General features: G+C 40.9%; 23 protein-coding genes and 2 pseudogenes. All 25 read left to right on the top strand.

Going from position 1 to position 22,443, the window contains the following annotated elements; translation table 11 throughout:
• The first annotated feature begins 10 nt into the window (after nucleotides 1-10).
• A complete protein-coding gene (locus DW904_RS00965; protein WP_118577698.1) occupies nucleotides 11-1,084 on the top strand; it encodes a metal ABC transporter substrate-binding protein in 1,074 nt (357 codons plus the stop codon).
• A complete protein-coding gene (locus tag DW904_RS00960; protein ID WP_118577697.1) occupies nucleotides 1,081-1,794 on the top strand; it encodes a metal ABC transporter ATP-binding protein in 714 nt (237 codons plus the stop codon). Before DW904_RS00965 ends, DW904_RS00960 begins: the two co-directional genes overlap by 4 nt.
• A complete protein-coding gene (locus DW904_RS00955) occupies nucleotides 1,791-2,636 on the top strand; it encodes a metal ABC transporter permease (protein WP_173772969.1) in 846 nt (281 codons plus the stop codon). The genes DW904_RS00960 and DW904_RS00955 overlap by 4 nt, the downstream gene beginning before the upstream one ends.
• 437 nt (nucleotides 2,637-3,073) lie before the next feature.
• On the top strand, nucleotides 3,074-3,199 hold the full coding sequence (locus DW904_RS24430; protein ID WP_279254375.1) for a hypothetical protein: 126 nt from the start codon (nucleotides 3,074-3,076) through the stop codon (nucleotides 3,197-3,199).
• 71 nt (nucleotides 3,200-3,270) lie between these two features.
• Nucleotides 3,271-4,074, top strand: coding sequence for a hypothetical protein (locus DW904_RS00950; protein ID WP_118577696.1), 804 nt, complete (start codon nucleotides 3,271-3,273; stop codon nucleotides 4,072-4,074).
• 418 nt (nucleotides 4,075-4,492) lie between these two features.
• Nucleotides 4,493-4,639, top strand: a pseudogene (locus DW904_RS00945) (TnpV protein); the annotation flags it as partial.
• Between the two features lie 171 nt (nucleotides 4,640-4,810).
• On the top strand, nucleotides 4,811-4,984 hold the full coding sequence (locus DW904_RS00940) for a hypothetical protein (protein ID WP_243110236.1): 174 nt from the start codon (nucleotides 4,811-4,813) through the stop codon (nucleotides 4,982-4,984).
• An 88-nt stretch (nucleotides 4,985-5,072) separates the two neighbouring features.
• Complete coding sequence (locus tag DW904_RS00935) at nucleotides 5,073-5,225, top strand: phosphatase PAP2 family protein (RefSeq protein ID WP_347561975.1); 153 nt, start codon at nucleotides 5,073-5,075, stop codon at nucleotides 5,223-5,225.
• A 38-nt stretch (nucleotides 5,226-5,263) separates the two neighbouring features.
• A complete protein-coding gene (locus tag DW904_RS00930) occupies nucleotides 5,264-7,330 on the top strand; it encodes a GGDEF domain-containing protein (RefSeq protein WP_243110235.1) in 2,067 nt (688 codons plus the stop codon).
• Entirely contained in the window at nucleotides 7,327-8,409 is a 1,083-nt protein-coding gene (locus DW904_RS23390) for an ATP-binding protein (RefSeq protein WP_243110234.1), read from the top strand. Before DW904_RS00930 ends, DW904_RS23390 begins: the two co-directional genes overlap by 4 nt.
• A 167-nt stretch (nucleotides 8,410-8,576) precedes the next feature.
• Nucleotides 8,577-9,782, top strand: a complete 1,206-nt coding sequence (locus DW904_RS00925; RefSeq protein WP_118577695.1) for an ATP-binding protein — start codon at nucleotides 8,577-8,579, stop codon at nucleotides 9,780-9,782.
• Between the two features lie 345 nt (nucleotides 9,783-10,127).
• The gene (locus DW904_RS00920) at nucleotides 10,128-10,595 is read left to right on the top strand and encodes an Hsp20/alpha crystallin family protein (protein ID WP_118577694.1); all 468 of its coding nucleotides are present in this window, start codon (nucleotides 10,128-10,130) and stop codon (nucleotides 10,593-10,595) included.
• A 395-nt stretch (nucleotides 10,596-10,990) separates the two neighbouring features.
• A pseudogene (greA, locus tag DW904_RS00915) lies at nucleotides 10,991-11,472 on the top strand (transcription elongation factor GreA).
• Between the two features lie 12 nt (nucleotides 11,473-11,484).
• Complete coding sequence (gene lysS / locus DW904_RS00910) at nucleotides 11,485-13,518, top strand: lysine--tRNA ligase (RefSeq protein WP_118577693.1); 2,034 nt, start codon at nucleotides 11,485-11,487, stop codon at nucleotides 13,516-13,518.
• A 212-nt stretch (nucleotides 13,519-13,730) separates the two neighbouring features.
• Nucleotides 13,731-14,333 (top strand): Type 1 glutamine amidotransferase-like domain-containing protein, encoded by a 603-nt coding sequence (locus DW904_RS00905; RefSeq protein WP_055271744.1) that lies wholly within the window; start codon nucleotides 13,731-13,733, stop codon nucleotides 14,331-14,333.
• Between the two features lie 144 nt (nucleotides 14,334-14,477).
• Nucleotides 14,478-14,672: a zinc-ribbon domain-containing protein gene (locus DW904_RS00900; protein WP_118577692.1), complete on the top strand. Its 195-nt coding sequence runs from the start codon at nucleotides 14,478-14,480 to the stop codon at nucleotides 14,670-14,672.
• Between the two features lie 198 nt (nucleotides 14,673-14,870).
• Complete coding sequence (locus DW904_RS00890) at nucleotides 14,871-15,758, top strand: site-specific integrase (RefSeq protein WP_347561974.1); 888 nt, start codon at nucleotides 14,871-14,873, stop codon at nucleotides 15,756-15,758.
• Nucleotides 15,759-15,859: 101 nt separating this feature from the next.
• On the top strand, nucleotides 15,860-16,054 hold the full coding sequence (locus DW904_RS00885; RefSeq protein WP_118577689.1) for a hypothetical protein: 195 nt from the start codon (nucleotides 15,860-15,862) through the stop codon (nucleotides 16,052-16,054).
• A gap of 357 nt (nucleotides 16,055-16,411) precedes the next feature.
• The gene (locus DW904_RS00880) at nucleotides 16,412-16,753 is read left to right on the top strand and encodes a nucleotidyltransferase domain-containing protein (RefSeq protein WP_173718652.1); all 342 of its coding nucleotides are present in this window, start codon (nucleotides 16,412-16,414) and stop codon (nucleotides 16,751-16,753) included.
• Nucleotides 16,740-16,913 (top strand): hypothetical protein, encoded by a 174-nt coding sequence (locus tag DW904_RS00875; RefSeq protein WP_226814914.1) that lies wholly within the window; start codon nucleotides 16,740-16,742, stop codon nucleotides 16,911-16,913. Before DW904_RS00880 ends, DW904_RS00875 begins: the two co-directional genes overlap by 14 nt.
• 490 nt (nucleotides 16,914-17,403) lie before the next feature.
• Complete coding sequence (locus DW904_RS00865; RefSeq protein ID WP_118577688.1) at nucleotides 17,404-18,540, top strand: Fic family protein; 1,137 nt, start codon at nucleotides 17,404-17,406, stop codon at nucleotides 18,538-18,540.
• A 19-nt stretch (nucleotides 18,541-18,559) separates the two neighbouring features.
• Nucleotides 18,560-19,183, top strand: coding sequence for a DUF2318 domain-containing protein (locus DW904_RS00860; RefSeq protein WP_118577687.1), 624 nt, complete (start codon nucleotides 18,560-18,562; stop codon nucleotides 19,181-19,183).
• A gap of 144 nt (nucleotides 19,184-19,327) precedes the next feature.
• The gene (locus tag DW904_RS00855; protein WP_118577686.1) at nucleotides 19,328-20,299 is read left to right on the top strand and encodes an alpha/beta fold hydrolase; all 972 of its coding nucleotides are present in this window, start codon (nucleotides 19,328-19,330) and stop codon (nucleotides 20,297-20,299) included.
• A gap of 236 nt (nucleotides 20,300-20,535) precedes the next feature.
• Complete coding sequence (locus DW904_RS00850; RefSeq protein WP_118577803.1) at nucleotides 20,536-21,924, top strand: condensation domain-containing protein; 1,389 nt, start codon at nucleotides 20,536-20,538, stop codon at nucleotides 21,922-21,924.
• A gap of 248 nt (nucleotides 21,925-22,172) precedes the next feature.
• Nucleotides 22,173-22,403 (top strand): acyl carrier protein, encoded by a 231-nt coding sequence (locus tag DW904_RS00845; protein WP_118577685.1) that lies wholly within the window; start codon nucleotides 22,173-22,175, stop codon nucleotides 22,401-22,403.
• Nucleotides 22,404-22,443 lie beyond the last annotated feature (40 nt).

The raw sequence follows: 22,443 nt of genomic DNA, 5'->3' as shown, positions 1-22,443 counted from the left end.
GAGGTTGAACATGCACAAATTAAAAAATAAATTCAAAAGGCTATTCATGTCAGCTGCCACAATAGGTGCTGCCTGCCTTCTTGCAGGCTGCGGTGCAGGTGCGGCAGCAGGAACTGACAATTCCAGTGTAACAGAAAGCCAGAGCGGGGTAAATGGCAGCGAACAGGAAAATGCCAGCTCAGATAGTCAGAAGCTTCAGATTGTAGCCACTATTTTTCCAGAATACGACTGGGTAAAGGAAATCCTGGGTGACCAGGCTGATAATGTGGATCTTACCCTGCTTTTGGGTAACGGAACAGACATGCATAGTTTCCAGCCTACCATGGAAGATATTTTGAAAGTATCCACCTGTGACCTGTTTATTTATGTAGGCGGTGAGTCTGATTCCTGGGTTGCCGATGCATTGAAGGGCGCCGGAAACCCAGACCGAAAAGCAATCAACCTGATGGACGTGTTGGGAGACCAGGTGAAGGAGGAAGAGCTTGTAGAGGGGATGCAGGATGAAGATGGTCACACTCACGAAGAAGAGCATACCCACGATGATGATCTGGAATACGATGAGCATGTCTGGCTGTCTTTGAAAAATGCGTCTCTGTTCTGCGACACCATTGCCAGTAGTCTTGCTGATGCTGATCCGGAGCATTCCCGGCTTTATCAGCAGAACGCCGAGGATTACGAAGAAAAACTGGCAGCTCTCGATCAGGAATACCAGACATCAGTGGAGAAATCCCAGTCAAAAACCCTGCTTTTTGCAGATCGTTTCCCGTTCCGCTATTTAATTGACGACTACAATCTTACTTACTACGCTGCATTTGCCGGCTGTTCCGCAGAAACAGATGCCAGCTTCGAGACCATCACATTTCTGGCTGGCAAGCTGGATGAGCTGAACCTTCCGGCTGTTCTCACCATCGAGAATTCCGATCAGAAAGTAGCGAAAGCAGTAATTGAAAATACAAACACTAAGGATCAGAAGATTTTGACATTAAATTCCATGCAGTCCGTAACAACAAAGGATGTGGAAGAGGGAACCACATACCTTTCCATCATGGAAAATAATCTCCAGATTCTGAAGGAGGCATTATGAGTCTGATTACTTGCGAGAACCTTACATTGGGATATGAAGGAAAAGCGATTTTGTCCGGGCTGAATTTCAGCGTAAATTCCGGTGATTACCTTTGTATCGTAGGAGAAAACGGCTCTGGGAAATCCACACTGATGAAAACCCTTCTTCATCTTCAGAGCCCTATGAGCGGCAGTATCATTCTGGGAGACGATTTAAAAATCAACGAGATTGGCTACCTGCCACAGCAGACTGCACTTCAGAGAGACTTCCCTGCTTCGGTAGACGAAATTGTGATGTCCGGTTTCCTGGGAAGAATGGGACTTCGTCCTTTTTACAATAAAGCAGAGAAAAAAGAAGCCCGTGAATTGATGGAGAAAACCAGGATTACGGATCTGGCTGACCGTTGTTATCGACAATTGTCCGGCGGGCAGCAGCAGAGAGTGCTTCTGACCAGAGCTCTCTGCGCCACAAGGAAAATCCTCCTTCTGGATGAGCCTGTTTCTGGCCTGGATCCGGTTGCAACTGCGGATATGTACCAGATTATCAACGAATTAAATAAAGAAGACCGAGTAACCATCATCATGATTTCTCACGATATCAGTGAAGTAGCAACTTATGCAAGTCATGTGCTGCATATTGGGCAGAAGGTTTTCTTCGGAACAAAAGAGGAATATCTGGAAAGCAAGATTGGAAAGAGGCTTGTGGATGCTGGAGAGGAGGGAAAAGCATGAGCGGAATTTTTGAAAAACTGGTATTTTATTTCCAGTATCCATTTGTGTGGTATGCTTTGATCGTAGGCGTGCTTATTGCACTTTGCTCCTCTCTTCTGGGGGTAACGCTGGTGCTGAAGCGATTTTCCTTTATTGGGGACGGACTGTCCCATGTGGCATTCGGAGCTATGGCTATTGCATCGGTGCTGAATTTCAGCAACAATATGCTGTTTGTCATGCCGGTAACTGTGATCTGTGCGGTGCTGCTTCTTCGTACAGGACAGAGTACGAAGATCAAAGGAGATGCGGCAATCGCTATGATTTCGGTTGGAGCCCTGGCAGTTGGCTATCTGCTGATGAATGTTTTTTCCACAGGCGCTAATATTTCCGGAGATGTGTGCAGCAGCCTGTTTGGTTCTACGTCAATCCTGACCCTGACCACATCTGAGGTGTGGCTGTGTGTAGTGGTGTCTGTTATTGTTGTGGCACTGTTTACAGTATTTTATCATAAGATATTTGCGGTTACCTTTGATGAAAATTTTGCAAAAGCTACTGGAACCAGGACAGATATGTACAATCTTCTGATTGCGGTGATCACAGCAGTGATCATTGTACTGGCTATGAATCTGGTGGGGTCCCTGCTGATCTCAGCTTTGATCATTTTCCCGGCACTGTCGGCAATGAGAATCTATAAACGATTCAGCGCAGTAATTATCTGTTCGGCGATTTTATCTGTGTTGTGTGCATTTCTTGGAATTATTGTTTCCATCCTGGGCGGAACGCCGGTAGGGTCTACTATTGTGGCTGTAGATATTGCGGCGTTTCTGGTGACAAGCCTGATTGGGAAGCTTTTAGAGAGATAGAATATGGTATAGAGCGGTAGAGTGTGTCTGAAAAATCAGACAAGTTAATATGGCAGTTACTTAATATTCGATGTATAGGGCGTTCTTGTAAGTGGTTCAGCTTGCAGGGGACGCCTTTTTATGTAATAGGAAATTCTGTTGGAATTGCCTATTACATCAAAAGTCTTACTGAGCAGGAACGCACTGCGGCGGAAGGGTAGCTGTCGCTCGAGGCGACCCTCCGCAGGCAGAGAATCCTGCAAGCTGGATCCTTTTTATATGGGCAATGAGAAAAATACTAACCAGAGTATAGTGCTTTTTCCTGGGTAAATTTCTTATAATATAGTTACAGCAGAATGATACAGTTGTAGAAAAAATTTCTGGTTACTGTTTTGTATCTGGCTGCAAAGTTAAAACTATATTTTTCAGAAAAATTATATGATCCAGGGAGGGTGCTTATGAAAAGAAAAATAATTGCTGCAATATTTACCGGAATGTTAACCGCCGCATTGTTTCCTGCTATTGCCCATGCAGAAATCGAAAATCCGGAGGACTATATGGCATCTGGTATGCCAATTATGTAATATATTCCGACGAAAGCAGCGAACGCCACAATGTAGCGGAATATTTGAACCAATACTTGGAAATGAGGCTGATGGAAGACGGAAGTGCTTACATGGAAATGTCCTACAATAGTGAGAAGTCAGACTCGGCAGAAATTCTGAAGGTCTCATGGAAGCTGGAGGGCGGGAAAATACTTGTTTCCCTGGAGGAAGGAGACATTTATCTTGATACAGTGGACGGAGAGTTTGTGGGGAGCTTAGATGAGGATACCCAGGTGATTTTTGGACGTGAACTGGTGCAGACAGGAGAAGCTCAGAGCCTGGATCATCTGGACAATCTGGAAGATAGTGAAAAGGCTAAGATCCCAAAGGAGAATCCCTACATTTATCATCCGGAAACAGACAATCCGGAGGAGATCATTGCCCGCTATCTTGGGGCTGCGAATTTGGAAAAAGGTTATGAAGTTTCCGTGGATGAAGACAATGGAACCTTTACAGCTCATTGGGCAGGAGATGAATATTATGATCCCAGGGACTATGTTGGAAGCTACAGAATAACGGATGATAACTATATCAACATTTGCTGGAGAGAGGCCACCAGTGAGTATGGCGATAAATGCTATGGTGCGGTTCTGGTAGACCGCTGGAACCAGTTTACGATAAATGAGGATCTTGGAAATCTGGCCGAAGTTATGACAGCCATGGCAAACGACATAAACAGCGGACGTGTTTTCACAGCTTACAGGACGGAAATCACAGAAGGCTCTGAAAACCAGGGGGCTGTGAAATTTATAGATGAGGATTACGAAGTTTCCTATAGCTACCAGATCATTCCGGGTGCAGATCCTATGGTGACACTTACTAGTACATCGAAAATTAAGTATCTGCTATATTGACGTAGGATGATTTTCTCATATACAAGGCGGAGGAAGGAGGCGTAGCGGTAGCTACGGCGACTGACGACAACGCAGCAGATGAAAAATCAGACAAGTCAATATGGCAGTTACTTAATATTCGATGTACTAGGTATGATTCGGAATATGATTATGAACAGGTGTATACAAATTATCAGCTGAGGGAAATGCTGTAGGAAAATAGAAAAATTGGAAAATGTGAAATTGGCACTCGCCTCTTGATAATGGAAGTCGATTTTTGTCCTGGCTTGTGTATACTAGAAGTGCCTGTTTTACAGGCTTTCCGGGGCATCAGTCATTTTGTCTGGTATTGTAAAGCAGTGTCAGATTTGTCGTAAATTTGTGGTCAAAAAATGATGAGAAATGGAGAGTGCTAATAAAATGAACGCAGGCAGCCAGAGAACGGGAAGAAGTGATCCTGAAACAGTTGGAAGAAAAAGAACCATTACCGGATAAAGAGAAAAATCAGATTGCCTGGGTAAGAGCTGCTAATCAGCACAGAGCGATTGCGGAAGAGATTATTCTCAAGGAATTGATTTATGTATAAATGTTGCCAGTAAACAATCTAGCAGATAACTAATGAAAATAGAATATTGTGAGCGAAGTAAGGCGTGAGTCATAGAAATGTGGCTTGCGTCTTTTTCTTTGCCTGAAAGGAAGTGATAAGTTACTGACATTTTTCAAAGACGCTGGTCTTGATGGAAAAGCAGGCTGGCAATTGTTCAAAGAGAAGGAGTATCTTGGCAAATTGGATAACCAGAAAGAAGTTGAGAAATTACTGGAACAGTATATTCTTTGGTTTGAGCGAGATCCAAAAGAAGAACCGGAACTGAGCCGGTTTCACTTATTTGATGCAAAAGGAAATATATATCAAAGGTCAGTGACCTTTTGACACCCTAATCCTGTTTATAAATAAATACATTCAAATTTGAGTAGGCATACAGGAAAAAGTAGGGTAAAATAATGTATATGCTGAAAGAATGGGAGAAAAGAAGCTGTGGAAACCGGTTCTGGTTCTTGCCTGTCTGATAGGAATATCAAGATTGTATTTGTATGTGCATTGTCCCACAGATGTTCTTGGCGGAGTCCTGGCAGGCGCTATATCAGGATATCTGGGATATCGGTTCATCTAGGCCATTTTTTACAGAATAAAACAAGAAGGGGGAGGACCATGTCCGAAGTAAAGAATAAGAAAAAGAAATCCAGTATGATTCAGGTCAGTATTGGTGTTCTGGCAGTTATTCTGGCTATTCTTATTATTATAATGATGGGAATTGTTTCTGATATTCAGGGAACGGCTCGTATTGTAAATTATACTGGTTTAGTCCGTGGAGAGACACAGAGGATCATCAAGCTGGAGGTTGCCGGGGAACAGGACGATGCAATGATCCAGGAGGTAAGGTCTTTCATTGATGGTCTGCGCAATGGAAATACGAAACTGAATCTGGTATATCTGAATGATACGGATTTTCAGAATAAAATGCAGGAACTGGACGAGGGATTTTCTGATCTGTATAAAGAAATCTGTTTGGGGCGATCTGAAGGATATGAAAAAACAGATATTATATCCAGAAGTGAGGATTTCTTTGTAATCTGTGATGAAGCAACAGGTCTGGCCGAAAAATATTCGCAGAAAAAAGCCACATCCTTATCATTGCTTGAAAAATATATCACAGCAGATATTGTTGTGTTGATGCTGCTGATCGGATATGAGTTTATAAAAGCAATACAGTATGCTGCAATGAACCGTCTGTTGCAGCGAAAAGTATATCTGGATGATGCGACAGGACTTCCGAACAAAAATAAATGTGAAGAATTACTGAGTGAGGAAGAAACGGATGCAGATACCGGTGTCTGCAGTTTTGACCTTAATAATCTCCGGCGTATTAATGACAGCAGAGGACATGAAGCCGGTGATGCCTATATCCGTAGATTTGCTATCTGCCTGCGGGCTTCCATACCAGCAGAGCAGTTTGTGGGAAGAGCAGGTGGAGATGAGTTTCTTGTAGTTACCCATGGACTGGACAGGGAACAGATGACACAGTGCCTTGAAAAGGTGCGCAGAGATATGGCAGAGGAATCCAGAGTGTATCCGGATACTCAGCTAAGCTATGCGGTAGGTTTTGCACTGGCCTGTGATTTTCCCGGAAGTACAATGAGGGAGCTGTTTAACTGCGCAGACAAAAACATGTATATCAATAAGAATCATGTAAAAAGGGAAGAGGCTGCAGCAGAAAAGAATCAGGGATATCAGCTGTTAAAGCTGCTTAATCAGCACGGCAGTAATTTCTCAGATTGTCTGTATTGTGATGCCAGGATGGATACCTATCGGGCGATTCGTTCCAGTGAAAATTTTTTCCTGGCCTCTGATGGTGCATATTCCGGTGCAGTGGAACAGATCATAGAGGAACAGATTGAAAAGTCCTGTCAGGCAGATATTCGCGAAGGGCTGCAGATTTCGGAACTTCAAAAGAAAATGCATACGAAGAAAGATGTGCTGGAATATGAGTATAATATCGGGAAACAGGGGGCATATAACCGCCTGACACTGATTCCTGTGGACTGGGATGAGGACAAAAAGCTGCATCATTTTCTCCTGGCATTTGAAACCATCCGAAAGACTTCAGAAGGTCAGACAGGGGCAAAAGAGCAGCTGCAGCTTTATTATGAACAGCTGAAACAGTCTATCCTGGAAAATGACAGCTATGTGGATGCGCTTCTGGAATTGTCAGATGTGATCTATACAGTAAATCTGACAAAAGATGTTCTGGAAAGAAGGATTGTACTGAATGGAAAAGAACAGAAGAGCCGGGAACTTTTTATGGATTATTCACTTCCATGTTCTTATCAGGATTACTGCTGGGAATATGAGAAAAAAATCACCCAGGAAACAATTGCCGGTTACTGTATGACAGATAATTGTGAAAAGCTTCGTAAGAGGTTTGAGAACGGAGAAACAAATATGTCTGTGGAGTATTGTGCCCGCGAAGATGATGGAAGTATCCGCTGGGTACAGAAAACAGTTCTTATGACCAGAATGGTGGTGTTTGATACAGAAATTCTTGCTGAGATCCCTATGATTTATGCAATCATTCTGTTGCAGGATACCACACAGAGACATGAACGGGATGAGCAGGAACAGGCACGCCTTCAGGCTGCATTTAATGAAATGCGTGCCGAGAGCAGGGCGAAAACGAATTTCCTAAGCCGTATGAGCATGATATCAGGACACCTTTGAATGGTATTATTGGTCTGTTAAAGATTGATGAGACTCATTTTGAGGATAAAGCACTGATACGGGAAAATCATAAAAAGATGAAGATAGCAGCGGATTATTTACTTTCCCTTATTAATGATGTTCTGCAGATGAGCAAAATAGAGGAAGGTCATATTGTTTTGACTCATGAATATATCTGTCTTAAAGATCTGGTCTATGAGATTGAGAGCATTATCACACACAGGGCAGCAGATGAGGATATTCAGTGGATTTATGAGAAAAATAAGGAGGATATTCCCTATCCTTATGTCTATGGAAGCTCACTGCATCTTCGCCAGATTTTTCTGAATATCTATGGAAACTGCATTAAGTATAATCGGCCGGGAGGAAAGATTACCACGGTAATGGAGGCTGTAGATGTACATGATGGGATCTGTACATACAGATGGACAATTTCTGATACAGGTATAGGGATGAGTGCAGAGTTCCTGAGCCGCATTTTTGATCCGTTCTCACAGGAAAAAACAGATGCCCGTAGTGTTTATCAGGGAACTGGTCTGGGAATGGCGATTGCCAGGGGATTGATTGAGCAGATGCATGGAAGTATTGAAGTGACAAGTCAGGTGGGAGTTGGATCTGTGTTTGTCATTACCATTCCTTTTGAGATTGCAGAGAAACAGAAAAAGGATGAGGAAATTGCAGAGAAATATAATATTCGTGGATTGCATCTGTTGGCAGCCGAGGATAATGAGCTTAATGCTGAAATCATAGAAATGTTGCTGACTGATGACGGTGCGAAGGTTACAGTTGCAAAAAACGGCAGACAGGCGGTGGAGTACTTCGAAAGTAATTCTCCGGGAACCTTTGATGCCATATTGATGGATGTCATGATGCCTGTTATGGATGGTATCGCAGCAACAAAAGCCATACGTGCTATGGACAGGGCGGATGCAAAAACAGTTCCGATCATTGCAATGACTGCAAATGCATTTGAGGAAGATGCAAAAAGATGTCTCGCAGCCGGCATGACCGCACATCTGGCAAAACCATTCCAGATAGAAGATGTGGAAAAGGCCATTGTGGAGTGCTGTGGAAAGTAATGCCATCTGCAAGATCTATTGCCATCAGTAAATTATCAGAAGCAGCTAGTAAGTTAATTTTTGTTCCAATAAAAATAAAAAAATCAATAGTTTTGGGACTGCAATCCTAAAACTATTGATTTTTTTGCTGCTTTTGGAATATAATTAGTAAAGAAAGGAGCATTATTATGATTATAGAAAGAAAAGAATATTTAGAAAAACTGATAGCCTGGAAAGATAAGCAGTTGATTAAAATTGTTACAGGTGTACGACGTTGTGGAAAATCTATGCTTCTGGAAATTTATCGCAATTATTTAAAAGAGCATGGGATTGAGGAAGAACAGATTATTTCTATTAATTTTGAAGATCTTGATTATGAAGAACTGACAGATTACAGGAAATTATATAAATATTTAAAGGAACGTCTGATTGATGGAAAAATGACATATATTTTCCTTGATGAAATTCAGAATGTAACAGATTTTCCGAAAGTGTTGGACAGTCTTTATATTAAAAAAAACATAGATATTTATGTGACTGGTTCCAATGCATATATGTTGTCCAGTGAGATTGCAACTATGATTTCAGGAAGATATATTCAGATTGAAATGTTGCCGTTGTCTTTTAAGGAATATATGGAGAGTACTGGCAGTATGAATGACAGAGGAATCAAATATGCTGAGTATTTGCAGAATAGTTCATTTCCGTTTACACTGGAATTAAAAAATCAGCCAGATGAGATCAGAGATTATCTGGAAGGAATCTATAATACGATTGTTGTAAAGGATATTATAAACAGAAAAAAAATTACAGATACTATGATGCTTAAGAGTGTCTTAAGATTTGTGTTTGATAATATAGGAAATCCATTGTCATCAAAAAAAATTGCAGATACGATGACCTCAGAAGGGCGAAAAATTGATACAAAAACGGTGGAAAAATATCTAGAGGCTTTTAGCGAGAGTTATATTATATATCAGGCAAAACGTTATAATATAAAGGGAAAACAATATTTAAAAACTCTTGAAAAATATTATATAGTTGATATTGGAATGAGGTATATGCTTTTAGGTTCGAGGCAGGCAGATGCAGGACATGTTCTGGAAAATATAGTCTATCTGGAATTGTTACGTCGAGGATATGAGGTGTATGTTGGAAAAATCGATTCATATGAAGTGGATTTTGTGGCACAGAATAAAAAGGGAACAGTATATTTCCAGGTGGCACTGACTGTACGAGATGAAAATACACTTTTAAGAGAATTAAGGCCATTACAGGCGATACGAGATCATTATCCAAAGATTATCTTAACAATGGATGAAGAACCAGAAGAACAATATGAGGGAATTCGACGTATTAATGCCAGAGACTGGTTATTGGGGATTGTAGACTGAGCAATGCAAATTCATGGTAATAATATATATAAACAGAAGATACATTTGTTGATAGCAGTGAAAGTGCAAGATAAGTTGCAAAAATATGTTGTTCCTTTTTATGCAGTATGTGATGGGGGCTGGATGTCCGGTGGATATCCGTCTAGCACAGACCGTAGCGTTCACAAATTCTTCACAAAAATATTAGCACTCACCACTTGACAGTGCTAATAATAGGTGCTATATTACAACTAGAACAAAGGAAGGGGATAAAAAGAAAGCAAAAGCGAAAGGCTTTATGAATTCCCTACCACCCGAGTTCCAAGAAACAAGGTAAACAGCATATATAAAAAGGAGAGATGACTTATGTTAATGCCTAGTATTTTTGGAGAGAACTTATTTGATGATTTCTTTAATGATTTTCCATTCTATTATGATGATAAAGCAATGAAAGATACCGAGAAGAAGCTTTATGGCAAGAGAGCCAGCCACGTTATGAAAACTGATATTAAGGAAATGGATAACGGTTATCAGCTGGTAGTCGATCTTCCAGGATTTACCAAAGATGAGATTAAGGCTTCCTTGGAGAATGGCTATCTGACCATCAGCGCCGAGAAAGGTCTGGACAAAGACGAGCAGGAGAAAGAATCTGGTCGTTACATCCGCAGGGAGCGTTACGCAGGAGCCTGCAGCAGAAGCTTTTATGTAGGCGAGGATGTTCAGCAGGAGGATATTAAGGCTGAGTTTAAACATGGCATTCTGAAACTGTTTGTTCCGAAGAAAGAAGCGAAACCAGCAGTGGAAGAGAAGAAACACATTGCCATCGAAGGATAACTTTTCCCCTTTCAGAAGCACATTCTGAGAGAATAGCATAATTAAGAAGTAAGATGCCGCAGAATCACGGAAAAATGGTGGTTCTGCGGCATCTTTTTTTACATTTGTTCGCTATTTTTCTGTCTTGACAATGCCTGTTGATTTAGCTATAATGGTGAAACTGTGAATATCCTAGTGAATTTGTACCCTTTTGGGTAATGAAATGTCTGCTTTTGCAGGCATTACCAATTATAAAAGTGGACTGTCTGGCGCATGAATGTTATCTGTTGTTGGTATATTTCTGCAGCTTTTTGTTCAGGACTTTTATAGCAATGGAATTTTCCGGGAGAAACAGCATATAAGAAATGTATGATACGGGGCGATAAGCCGCCGGAATGAAAGGGAGTAAGGCTATAATGGAAGAAAAGAAGAACTTACTAACCTATGCAGGACTTAAAAAACTGGAAGAAGAGCTGCATGATTTAAAGGTAGTAAAAAGAAAAGAAGTAGCAGGTAAGATCAAAGAGGCAAGAGAGCAGGGAGACCTGTCTGAGAATGCAGAGTACGATGCAGCTAAAGATGAGCAGAGAGATATCGAAGCGCGTATTGAAGAAATTGAGAAAATCCTGAAGAACGCTGAGGTTGTAGTTGAGGACGAAGTAGATCTTGACAAGATCAGCGTAGGATGTAAAGTAAGAGTACATGACTTCGAATTTGAGGAAGATATAGAACTGAAGCTGGTTGGCTCCACAGAGGCAAACAGCCTGGAAGGCAAGATTCTAACGAATCTCCTGTAGGAAAGGCTCTTATGGGCGCACACAAAGGTGATATTGTAGAAGTAGAGCTGCCATCCGGTATCATGAAGTACAAAGTGCTGGAAATCCAGCGTAATATTTAAGGAGGCACAAAAGTGGCAGAACAGAAGAATCAGGATCTGAATCAGCTTCTGAAAATCCGCCGTGATAAACTGGCAGAGCTTCAGGCGAATGGCAAGGATCCATTTCAGATAACAAAATTTAATCAGACCCATCATTCACTGGAAGTAAAGAATCTTTATGAGGTACATGAAGCAGAGCTGCTGAAAGATCGCACAGAGCCGGACGTAACAGGTCTTGATGAAGAGCAGGCAAAGGAAGTTCAGAAGAACGACTACGAAGAGAGAAGAAGTATTATGGATGCCAGCCCGATCCATGTGGCAATCGCTGGACGTATGATGTTCAAGAGAGTCATGGGAAAAGCTTCTTTCTGCAATATCCAGGATTTACAGGGAAATATTCAGGTATATGTTGCAAGAGACGCCATCGGAGCAGATTCTTATGCAGACTTTAAGAAATCTGATATTGGCGATATCTTCGGCCTGGAAGGTTTTGCATTCAGAACCAGAACCGGTGAGATTTCTATTCATGCAGAGAAAATGACTCTTTTATCAAAGAGCCTGCAGATCCTTCCGGAGAAATTCCACGGATTGACAGACACAGATATGCGTTATCGTCAGAGATACGTAGACCTGATCATGAACCAGGACAGCAAGAACGTATTTATCAAGCGCTCTCAGGTTATTAAAGAGATCCGAAACTTCCTTGCTGGCCGTGACTTCATGGAAGTAGAGACTCCAATGCTGGTTTCCAATGCTGGTGGTGCAGCTGCCAGACCATTTGAGACACATTACAATGCACTGAATGAAGATGTTAAGCTTCGTATTTCACTGGAACTTTATCTGAAACGACTGATCGTTGGCGGACTTGAAAGAGTCTACGAGATTGGCCGTGTATTCCGTAATGAGGGTGTTGATACCCGTCACAATCCAGAATTTACACTGATGGAGCTTTACCAGGCATATACAGATTATGAAGGAATGATGGAACTTACGGAATCCATGTTCCGCTATCTGGCGGAGAAGGTCTGCGGTTCCACCAAGATTTCTTACAATGGTATCGAGATTGATCTTGGAAAGCCATTTGAGCGTCTGACCATGAATGATGCGATCAAGAAATATGCAGGAATTGACTTTGACCAGGTTGCAGATGATGAAGCTGCCAAGAAGCTTGCTGCCGAACATCATATCGAGTATGAGGAGCGTCACAAGAAAGGCGATATTATCAATCTCTTCTTCGAAGAATATTGTGAGAAAGAGCTGATTCAGCCTACATTTATTATGGATCACCCAATCGAGATTTCTCCGTTGACTAAGAAGAAACCTTCTGATCCAAACAAGGTAGAGCGTTTTGAGCTTTTCATTAATACATGGGAAATGTGTAACGCATATTCCGAGCTGAATGATCCGATTGATCAGCGCGAACGTTTCAAGGCGCAGGATGCACTTGCAGATGCTGGTGATGAAGAAGCAAACCATACAGATGAAGATTTCCTGAATGCGCTGGAAATCGGTATGCCGCCGACAGGTGGTATCGGATACGGAATCGACCGTCTTGTTATGCTTCTGACAGACAGCCAGGCCATTCGTGATGTGTTGCTGTTCCCGACAATGAAGACCCTCGGTGGTGTAAAATCCGAAAATGGTGTAAGTTCTAAAGAGGTTTCTACACCAAATTCAGAGCCGGAAAAAATTGATTTTTCTAAGGTAAAGGTTGAGCCTTTGTTTGAAGAAGATGTTGATTTTGATACATTCTCAAAGTCAGATTTCAGAGCAGTTAAGGTTAAAGAATGCGTTGCTGTACCGAAGTCAAAGAAACTCCTTCAGTTCACTCTTGATGACGGAACAGGCATAGATAGAACCATTTTAAGCGGTATTCACGCATATTACGAGCCGGAAGAACTTGTTGGTAAGACACTTATCGCAATCACAAATCTTCCTCCAAGAGCAATGATGGGCATTGACTCTTGTGGTATGCTTCTCAGTGCAGTACACGAAGAAGAAGGCGAAGAAAAGCTTCATCTCCTTATGGTAGATGACCATATTCCGGCAGGTGCAAAGCTCTATTAAGAAGTACCGTTTTACCTTACAAAACGGGATGTACTTCATTTGTGAAAAAGCTCTGAAAATACACAAATACACCAAATTTACACCAAATGGTGCTTGAAACGGTGCAGAGCCTTAAAAATCGCATATTTTAAAGATATATGGGCAGTTCCATTGCGGAATTGCCCATTTTCAGAAAGAAAAAGATAAATCGGTATTTATAAAGGAGAATATTGATGAAACTATTTTTATGTTCGCACTTTTCAAGTGTGGGAAGTCTGATAAAGGAAGAAATTGAAAATAAGAAAGTCGCATTTATTCCAACAGCTTCACTGCGTGAAGGCTACACCGGTTATGTCGGCTCGGCTCGAAAATTATTCAAAAAGTTGGGAGCAATCGTAACTGAAATTGATATTTCAACGGAGGCTTATTCAACGATACAGTCTGTTTTTGAAGAAGCAGATGTGATATATTTTACCGGCGGAAATTCTTTCTTTCTTATGGACCAGCTCCGTAAAACGGGAACTGATGGGCTACTGAAAAAGGAATTGGCAAATGGAAAATTGATGATCGGCGAGTCGGCAGGCGCAATTATATGCGCTCCAAGCATCCAATATATCGAGCAAATGGATGAAAAGCCAGAGGACTACTCACAAGAAGATGATGCAGGGCTTGATTTGATTGATTTCTATGTTCTTCCGCATTATCTTACAGCACCATTTAAGAAAGTTACCGAGAAAATAATGACTGAGTTTTCGGATTTGAATCTATGCCCGATTAACAACCGTCAGGGAATTGTAATTGATGGTGAAGGTTCAAAGGTTATTTGCAAAGACTAATTTGAAAATTCCCATTTATCAAGCCCTTTGAGAGAGGAGAAATCTTTTCTCAAAGGGCTTTTTCTATTTTACGGATATTCGCAAACTACAAGAAAAAGCCGAAACCTCATATACTTTAATCACAGAGGAAGTGGAGGTTTTGATATGAGTAACAGCTTAGCGGCAGTACATCCAGAATTGATTGCAGAGTGGTCAGAAAAGAATTTACCACTGACACCGGACAGTATAACTTTCGGCTTGAATAAGAAAGTATGGTGGAAAGGTGCTTGCGGTCACGAATGGACTGCCGTTTTATCCAGTGCTGCTTTGATATCGTTTCTGTATCCAGCGATTGACTGAGTAGCCAGCACAATATTCACATGATACTTTCTTGCTTCACACAGCATTTCTAACAGAACGGAATCCTCTTTCAAAGAAAGATTCTGGAACTCATCTATAAAAATCCATAGGCCTTTAGTAATCAGCTTTCTTGTACGTAACCCTCTCCAGAGTAATGCAAGGGGCCTAAAGATTGCGACAATAGATAATATTCATACAGTGATACATCAGATTCTGCAGCTTGCTGTTGAAGACAATTACATAAGAAGAAATATTTCAGATAATTTGCTGAAAGAATTAAAAAGTTCTCATCATTATGAGGATTCACATAGACGCGCTTTGACATTACCAGAGCAGGAGCTGTTTATGGAATTTTTGTCCAAAGAGAACTCACAGTATTATCATTGGCTTCCTATTTTTACAGTTATGCTGGGAACTGGAATGCGTGTAGGTGAAATTACCGGGTTACGTTGGAATGATATCGACTTAAAGTCTGGAATAATAGACGTGAACCATACGCTGGTTTATTATAAACATCGGGATGAGAACGGCTGTTATTTCGATATTCATTCTCCGAAGACCAAAGCTGGAGTGCGTCAGATCCCTATGACGGAGGAAGTAAAGAATGCGTTCCTGTTAGAGAAAAAAATGCAGGAGCTGGCAGGAATACAGTCCAAAGTAACTATTGACGGGTACCACAACTTTATTTTTGTAAACCGCTTTGGTAATGTGCAGAACCAGGGAACCCTAAATAGGGCTTTACGGCGTATTATAAGAGACTGTAATGACAAACAGCTCCTGAAAGAAAAAAATAATCCCGTGTTACTTCCAAACTTCTCCTGCCACTCACTCAGACATACGTTTACAACACGCTTGGTAGAAGCAGGAGTAAATATTAAAGTGATACAGAACCTGTGTGGTCATAGCAGAAGTGATGTGACACTTGATATATATACGACAGTAACAAAAGAATTAAAACAGGCAGAGTTTGATGATTTCCAGAAAAAACTGAAAGAAAAGAAGCAGGAATGGAAAAACAGACAGGAAAAGGATGCGAGATTCTCTTCTGGCGTTGTCGAAAAAATCTTATTGCATAAGCAGTGGTAGTAAGATTATAGTAAATGTAAAGGGAACAAAAGATAAGCTATGGAGCTATAGACTATAACAAGTGAATGAAACATTGGATAATTTGAAAGGAGGAATTGTCGATGGGAGCAACAGCAACAGTGAGAAAATCAGATTTTATAGATGCAATGGAAGAGAACCAGAAGGATGTCCGTAAGATGGTAATGGACAGTTACCATGATATTGAAAAAGGAAAAGGAAGAGATTACAAAGAGTTTTTTGCAGAATTAGAAAGCAGGTACAGGAATGAAAGTGTGGCAATCATATCTGGAAAATAAAACCAGTGGCGCAATGAGAATGTACTGGGTTTACGGTCCAGATCAGAAAGATATTACAATTATCGGTTTGGAGACACACTCAGAAGATAAGAAAATGGTGCATACGACCGAATTTCACTGTCAGATTTGTAGAATAAAACTGAATATGGAATTTTAACTGAGCAGCTATTCTATAAATAATAGGGTGGCTGCTTTTATTCCTTATTAAGTGGGAGATGTTTGTCTAAATTTGGAGAAAAATACTTATTGCATAACCGAGTGTGGTACGCTTATAATAAAGTAAGGTATCTACTATATTTGAACAGAAGGTGCCGTGAGAGGCATTGAAACTGGTAATGAGCAGCAGGAGGTGGGACTATGCCGATAACAACACGAAATTTATTGGACCAGTACACAGAAATTTTGCAGAAAATATATGGAAAACATTTAAAAAAGGTGATTTTGTATGGTTCTTATGCAAGAGGTGATTACAGGGATGATTCAGATATAGATATTATGATTCTTCTGGATTTATCTGATATGGATATAAAACAGTATCGGCATGAATTATCTGGTGAAACCTTTGATTTTAATATGGATCACGATCTTGATATAAAGCCCATAGCTAAAAGTCAACAGCATTTTCAAAATTGGGTTGATGTGTACCCATTTTATGCAAACGTGGAAAAAGAAGGGGTAAAGCTATTTGAAGCAGCCTAATGAAAAAGGAACACAGAAGGATCTGGTTCTGTATAGAATTGAAACGGCACAAAGTGACATTAAAGCCGCAGAGATCCTTCTCGGTGCGAAAGAGTTTCGTGGTGCCAATAATCGTGCATATTACGGAATCTATCATGCTGTGTCTGCAATTCATAATTGAGGTGCTTCGGCCTCTCTTTTTTTTATCCTCAAAAATGTAGTATCAGGTGTTATCAAAAAGTGACACCTTGACGTTACTGTTCACTGGTAACGTTCCGCGAGGCGTTTTTTGTGAACAAAGTTCACAGAAAACCCGAGAATTGCGGCGCGAAATCATGCGAATGCATGATTTCTGTGCATCGCGAAGCGCGTTACTGTGAACGGAGTGAACAGTAACACCTTGACGAATAGAAGTTGCGAACGAATCCTCATATCTTGAAAAAAATAGATTATTCATAGTATAATATCAAATAAGAATGAAACAGTATCCCTTGGGGGGGGAATGGCAAGGTACAGATACTTGCACCGGAAAGTGTGAGAGAACAGTACAGACAGATGATTGCAAAAGCTGATGAGGATATGCAGAAAAGCGAATAGTGCAGATTTGAATTTGCGCAGACAGTCTGCACAAATTAGATTGAATTATAAGACTATGAAGCGAGGTAGTGGATATGGAAAAAGACCCGTTTAAGGAATATTTGAGGGAGTCTGAACCGGATAAAGCTCATAAGGGATATGCTTGGAGTACGGCAATCGGACTTCAGGCAGTGGACGGACTCAAACCATCTAAATATTTGATTGATACTGCCATTCAGAATATTGAAGGCAAAATCACAATGAAAGAAGCACAGAGCCTTATTGATAGTTACTATGAGGAAAGACCTGTGCATTTGTCCGATGATGAGCGTACCGAAGAAGCTGATAAGGTTTCGTCCCGTATTGCTGAAATTCTTTCTGAAACAGCGTTCTCATTTTCTCCAAATGAGTATATCTCTATCCACCGCAAACTCTTTCGGGGTATTTATAAACACGCCGGAAAGATTCGAGATTACAACATCACAAAGAAAGAATGGGTGCTTGATGGAGCAACTGTAATGTACGGTAGTGCTTCAGAACTGAGAGCCACACTGGAATATGATTTTTCGCAGGAGAAAGATTTTAGTTATAAAGGACTTTCAATGGACGAGATTATCCATCATCTTGCGGTGTTTGTTTCAAGGTTATGGCAAATCCATATCTTCGGAGAAGGCAATACGAGAACAACGGCAGTGTTCTTTATCAAATATTTAAGGACACTGGGCTTTTCTGCAACCAATGATATTTTTGCGGAAAATGCGTGGTATTTTAGAAATGCACTTGTCCGTGCAAATTATACGAACCTGCAAAAAGGTATTCACGAAACAACAGAGTATCTGGAAGTATTTCTCAGAAATCTGCTTTTGAACGAGAAAAATGAGCTTCATAATAGAAATCTTCATATAAGTGGACTTTTGAACGAAGAAAAAGTGGACATTGGGGATTCGAAAGTGGATATTGAGAATGAAAAAGTGGACATTCAAGATAAAAAAGTGGCTATTGAAAGTGTGCTTTCCGGAAAAGGTAGTGATTTCTCAGTAAAAACGACGATTCATATTCATAGACTTTTTGAAAGATTTGGTTTTGATGAGGTGTTTGGAAGAAGTGCAGTTATGGAGCTTCTTGAGCTAAAAGGTTCAGGTGCTTCAAAACTTCTTTCCAATTTGGTAAAGGCAGACATTATTGAACCGGTATCCGGTCACGGAAAAGGAAGATATAAATTCAAGAAGTAATTAGAAATTCCAAGGAGCGATGGCTAGGGAGAATAAATTAGAAAAAATCGGTCAAAATAGTTTTATGGATAATTTTGTTAAAACCGATGATACCATTATATGGACAGCACTTGTGATAGCAGCATTGTCTGGCTGCGGAAGCTCAGATGCATCCGGAAATACGAATGTGTCAGAAAGTTTGGATGCGTCAGGAAGTCTGGATACGTCAGAAGCTGAAAATACGGAATCCGATGCGGAGAAAGAGGAAACAGTGGTATATGAAACTCCTGCCGTAGAGAATGGTGAAATTTCAATTAATGCAGATACATTGACTTCGAATCCAATGTATATCAATTACGATTCCAATGGAACCAATATCCAGCTTATTGCTGTAAAAGGAGCGGATGGAACTCCGCGCTTATCACTTAATACATGTCAGGTATGCAATCCATCGCCAAGGGCGTATTTTAAGGAACAGAACGGAAGACTGGTATGCCAGAATTGTGGAAATGTATTCACGACAGACAGTGTAGGTGAAACTACAGGCGGGTGCAATCCTATGTATATAGATTATAAGAATACAGACGGAAAACTGACGGTAAGTGTGGCAGATCTGGATACATATACAGATCAATTTGCTTCGTGGGATGGTCCGGTAAAATAGTATCTTCATCGGAGAGCTATCAGCTTGAAAGGTGGATACCTTATCTGCCACCTGAGTCTATGGTGAAAGACCTTAAAGCTGTCTGATATAACTGAAGTTTTACGGGCAGGATTCTTATTCAAAATGTGAACTGCGGAGGAAGTCATGACGAAGAAAAAAATTATTAAGCTGTTCGCAATACTGGCGGCTGTTTTTCTGGGATCTCTGGAGATGGGATGGCGCTTTTTTAACATGGTGGTCTGCTGCAAAAGGGGAGAGCAGAAAAAGGAAAGAAAGAAATGGTTTGAACTGTCTCATATCAGGGAAAATCATCCACAGAATGGTTATGCCAGAGAATATAATGAGAGTAAGGCATGGTGCTTTGAACAGAACATGCAGGACTGTTATATCAAAAGTATTGACGGATTAAAACTGCATGCATTATATCTGCCTGCAGAAGCTGCGAAGCGGATCGTCATATTAAGTCATGGATATCGTGGCAGCCGGTTTGGCACGTTGTCTTTTATGGCGAAATATCTGCATGAGCATCAGTGTGATGTCCTGTTTATAGAGCATCGCTGCTGCGGTGACAGCGAGGGAAAATATATTACTTTTGGAGCAAAGGAACAATGGGATGTGCAGCAATGGGCAGTATATATGGCTGAACGAAACAAAGAGAAGCTTCCCATTTACCTGTACGGACAGTCCATGGGTGCAGCATCTGTGCTGATGGCATCAGGACATACTCTTCCACCGGAAGTAAAGGGCCTGATTGCGGACTGTGGTTTTCAGTCTATGGAAAGGCAGATGCGTGATATGGCAGCTAACTGGTTCCATCTGCATCATATTCCGTTGCTTCTGATGGAACTGGACTGGTTCTGTTCTCTTCTGGCTGGATTTCATATGAAAGATGCAGACACTACAGAAGCCATGAAAAAAAATAAAAGACCGGTTCTCTTTTTCCATGGAGAGAAGGACACCTATGTATATCCCAATAACTCTTTTCAGAATTATATGCTCTGCAGGGCAGAGAAGGAACTGGTGATCATACCAGGAGCTCGGCATCTGTGCAGTGCCTATGCAGATCCGGAACTGTATCAGCATAAGATGATGGAATTTTTTGAAAAATACGATTAAACGGAAAAAATCCTGACCGGGATTTATCAGACATAGTACATAGCAGGAAATACACCTTTGAATTGTTATGTTAAATGTATGATAAGTCTCGGTCAATTTTTTATAAAGTGTTCATTAAGTCTTCTGGGTACTGGAATTTCCTGAGAAGGTATGATATTTTTTCACTTGAAGCATACATACAATGTTTTCTGTCCCGGATAAAGAGGAAACCCGGGACAATGGAGGTTATCTATTATATGAGAAATTATTATCCTTTGACGGCAGCTCAGAAAATGCATCACAACTGGATTCTGGATTATGGTACACAGCAGGTATCGGGTGTAAGCGTTGTGGCTTCTGTACAGGCAGAACTGGATTTTGGATTATTAAAAAAATGTATTCAGATGGAAACAGAGCGTTCCGGTTGTACCAGAGTCCGTTTTACAAAGCCGGATAAAGATGGAAATGTAAAACAGTATATTGAAAAACAGGACCCACGTGATATTGAGCTGAAGGATCTGTCAGGAATGGAAAGTCTGGCAAAGGCAGATGAGCTGATGCAGCAGTGGGCATATGAAACATTTGACGGAAATAATATTCCGATGTGTGAATTTACCATGCTGAAGCTTCCAGAAGGATACAATGGTTTCTTTTTACATATGGATCACAGACTGATCGATTCCTGTGGACTTGTAGTTATGATCGAAGATTTGTTCCAATTATATACGCATTACAGATATGGAACAGCCTGTCCTCAGGAACTGGCAGATTTTGAAACGGTTCTGAAAAAAGACCTGGCAAAGGCGGGCAATGAAAAGCGTTTTGCAAAAGATAAAAAATTCTGGGATGACCAGCTGGATGCACTGGGTGAGCCGTTATATTCTGATATTCAGGGACCATCCGTATTGGAGGAAGCAAGAAAGCGCCATGGAAATCCGAAGCTTCGTGCTTCTGACATTGAGATGAACGAGCTGTTTGTTGCAGTAAAGGATTATCATCTGGAACCGTATGCGACACAGAACCTGATGGATTTCTGTATGAATCATCAGCTCTCTATGACAAATTTGCTTCTGCTTGGTATCCGTACTTATTTGTCAAAAGTAAATAATGGACAGGAAGATATTACAATTCAGAATTTTATATCCAGACGTTCTACCCATGACGAATGGACTTCCGGAGGAAGCCGAACCATTATGTTTCCATGCAGAACAGTGATCTCACCAGAGACAGATTTTCTTTCGGCAGCTTATGAAATCCAGAATATGCAGAATCGAATTTATATGCACAGCAATTATGACCCGGCATTTATTGTGGATGAGATGAGAAAAAGATATCATATACCGGAGCATACCAGCTATGAAAGCTGCTATCTGACCTATCAGCCAATGCCGGTGAGGGTGGAGAATGAAATGCTTGGAACTATCCGCCAGCATGCCAAATGGTTTGCAAACGGCGCTGCAACCAAGAAAATGTATCTGACCGTATCTCATACCGAGGATGGGGGAATGAACTTTTCCTATCATTATCAGACTGCGCATCTGGAGGAGCATGACATGGAATTGTTGTATTATTATATGATGCGTATTCTTTTTAAAGGAATTGCAGAGCCGGATATGAGCATTGGAGAGATTATGGAACAGGTATAAAGCGTAACAGGTTCCAAAAAGCTTGAAGGAGTAAGAACGGTTAAAGAGAACTTGTCGGCATTGTTTTTATAGAAATCAAGTAACTATTCAGAAGGTAGTATCCCGCGAGGCGTTTTGGCATGTTTTTTGCCAAAATCCCGAGCCATACAAGGCAAAATGCCATCACCGAAGGTGATTTGGAATGCATTTTGACTCGTAACTGTGAGGGTACTGAACAGTTACGAAATCAAAAATCAGGAGGAAATGGAATGAGTCAGGAAATAGAATTTAAAAATATCGTAGCACAGTACAGTAAAGTGAAACCGGAAGAGATGACAGGTGAGATGAGATTCCGTGAAGATCTGGGATTTACTTCCCTGGATTTTATGTCTTTTCTGGGTGAGCTCGAGGATACCTTTGATATTGAACTGGATGAAAACGAAGTGACAAAAATTACAACTCTTGAGGAGGCGCTTAAGCTTCTTGAGGAGCTTCAGTAAGAATCAACAGAGTGTCAGTTCACAGAACAGTGAAGGAGAA

The organism is Ruminococcus sp. AM42-11, assembly GCF_003480145.1.
GTDB lineage: Bacteria > Bacillota > Clostridia > Lachnospirales > Lachnospiraceae > Blautia_A > Blautia_A faecis.
Note: the sequence above shows the minus strand (reverse complement) of the source record. Positions and strands in the feature narration are given on the sequence as shown.

Excerpts from the sequence above, each read along its gene's own strand:
- DW904_RS00965 (WP_118577698.1), top strand. The coding sequence starts at position 11 with ATGCACAAATTAAAAAATAAATTCAAAAGGCTATTCATGTCAGCTGCC.
- DW904_RS00960 (WP_118577697.1), top strand. The coding sequence starts at position 1,081 with ATGAGTCTGATTACTTGCGAGAACCTTACATTGGGATATGAAGGAAAA.
- DW904_RS00955 (WP_173772969.1), top strand. The coding sequence starts at position 1,791 with ATGAGCGGAATTTTTGAAAAACTGGTATTTTATTTCCAGTATCCATTT.
- DW904_RS24430 (WP_279254375.1), top strand. The coding sequence starts at position 3,074 with ATGAAAAGAAAAATAATTGCTGCAATATTTACCGGAATGTTAACCGCC.
- DW904_RS00950 (WP_118577696.1), top strand. The coding sequence starts at position 3,271 with ATGGAAGACGGAAGTGCTTACATGGAAATGTCCTACAATAGTGAGAAG.
- DW904_RS00935 (WP_347561975.1), top strand. The coding sequence starts at position 5,073 with ATGGGAGAAAAGAAGCTGTGGAAACCGGTTCTGGTTCTTGCCTGTCTG.
- DW904_RS00930 (WP_243110235.1), top strand. The coding sequence starts at position 5,264 with ATGTCCGAAGTAAAGAATAAGAAAAAGAAATCCAGTATGATTCAGGTC.
- DW904_RS00925 (WP_118577695.1), top strand. The coding sequence starts at position 8,577 with ATGATTATAGAAAGAAAAGAATATTTAGAAAAACTGATAGCCTGGAAA.
- DW904_RS00920 (WP_118577694.1), top strand. The coding sequence starts at position 10,128 with ATGTTAATGCCTAGTATTTTTGGAGAGAACTTATTTGATGATTTCTTT.
- DW904_RS00905 (WP_055271744.1), top strand. The coding sequence starts at position 13,731 with ATGAAACTATTTTTATGTTCGCACTTTTCAAGTGTGGGAAGTCTGATA.
- DW904_RS00900 (WP_118577692.1), top strand. The coding sequence starts at position 14,478 with ATGAGTAACAGCTTAGCGGCAGTACATCCAGAATTGATTGCAGAGTGG.
- DW904_RS00885 (WP_118577689.1), top strand. The coding sequence starts at position 15,860 with ATGGGAGCAACAGCAACAGTGAGAAAATCAGATTTTATAGATGCAATG.
- DW904_RS00880 (WP_173718652.1), top strand. The coding sequence starts at position 16,412 with ATGCCGATAACAACACGAAATTTATTGGACCAGTACACAGAAATTTTG.
- DW904_RS00865 (WP_118577688.1), top strand. The coding sequence starts at position 17,404 with ATGGAAAAAGACCCGTTTAAGGAATATTTGAGGGAGTCTGAACCGGAT.
- DW904_RS00860 (WP_118577687.1), top strand. The coding sequence starts at position 18,560 with ATGGCTAGGGAGAATAAATTAGAAAAAATCGGTCAAAATAGTTTTATG.
- DW904_RS00855 (WP_118577686.1), top strand. The coding sequence starts at position 19,328 with ATGACGAAGAAAAAAATTATTAAGCTGTTCGCAATACTGGCGGCTGTT.
- DW904_RS00850 (WP_118577803.1), top strand. The coding sequence starts at position 20,536 with ATGAGAAATTATTATCCTTTGACGGCAGCTCAGAAAATGCATCACAAC.
- DW904_RS00845 (WP_118577685.1), top strand. The coding sequence starts at position 22,173 with ATGAGTCAGGAAATAGAATTTAAAAATATCGTAGCACAGTACAGTAAA.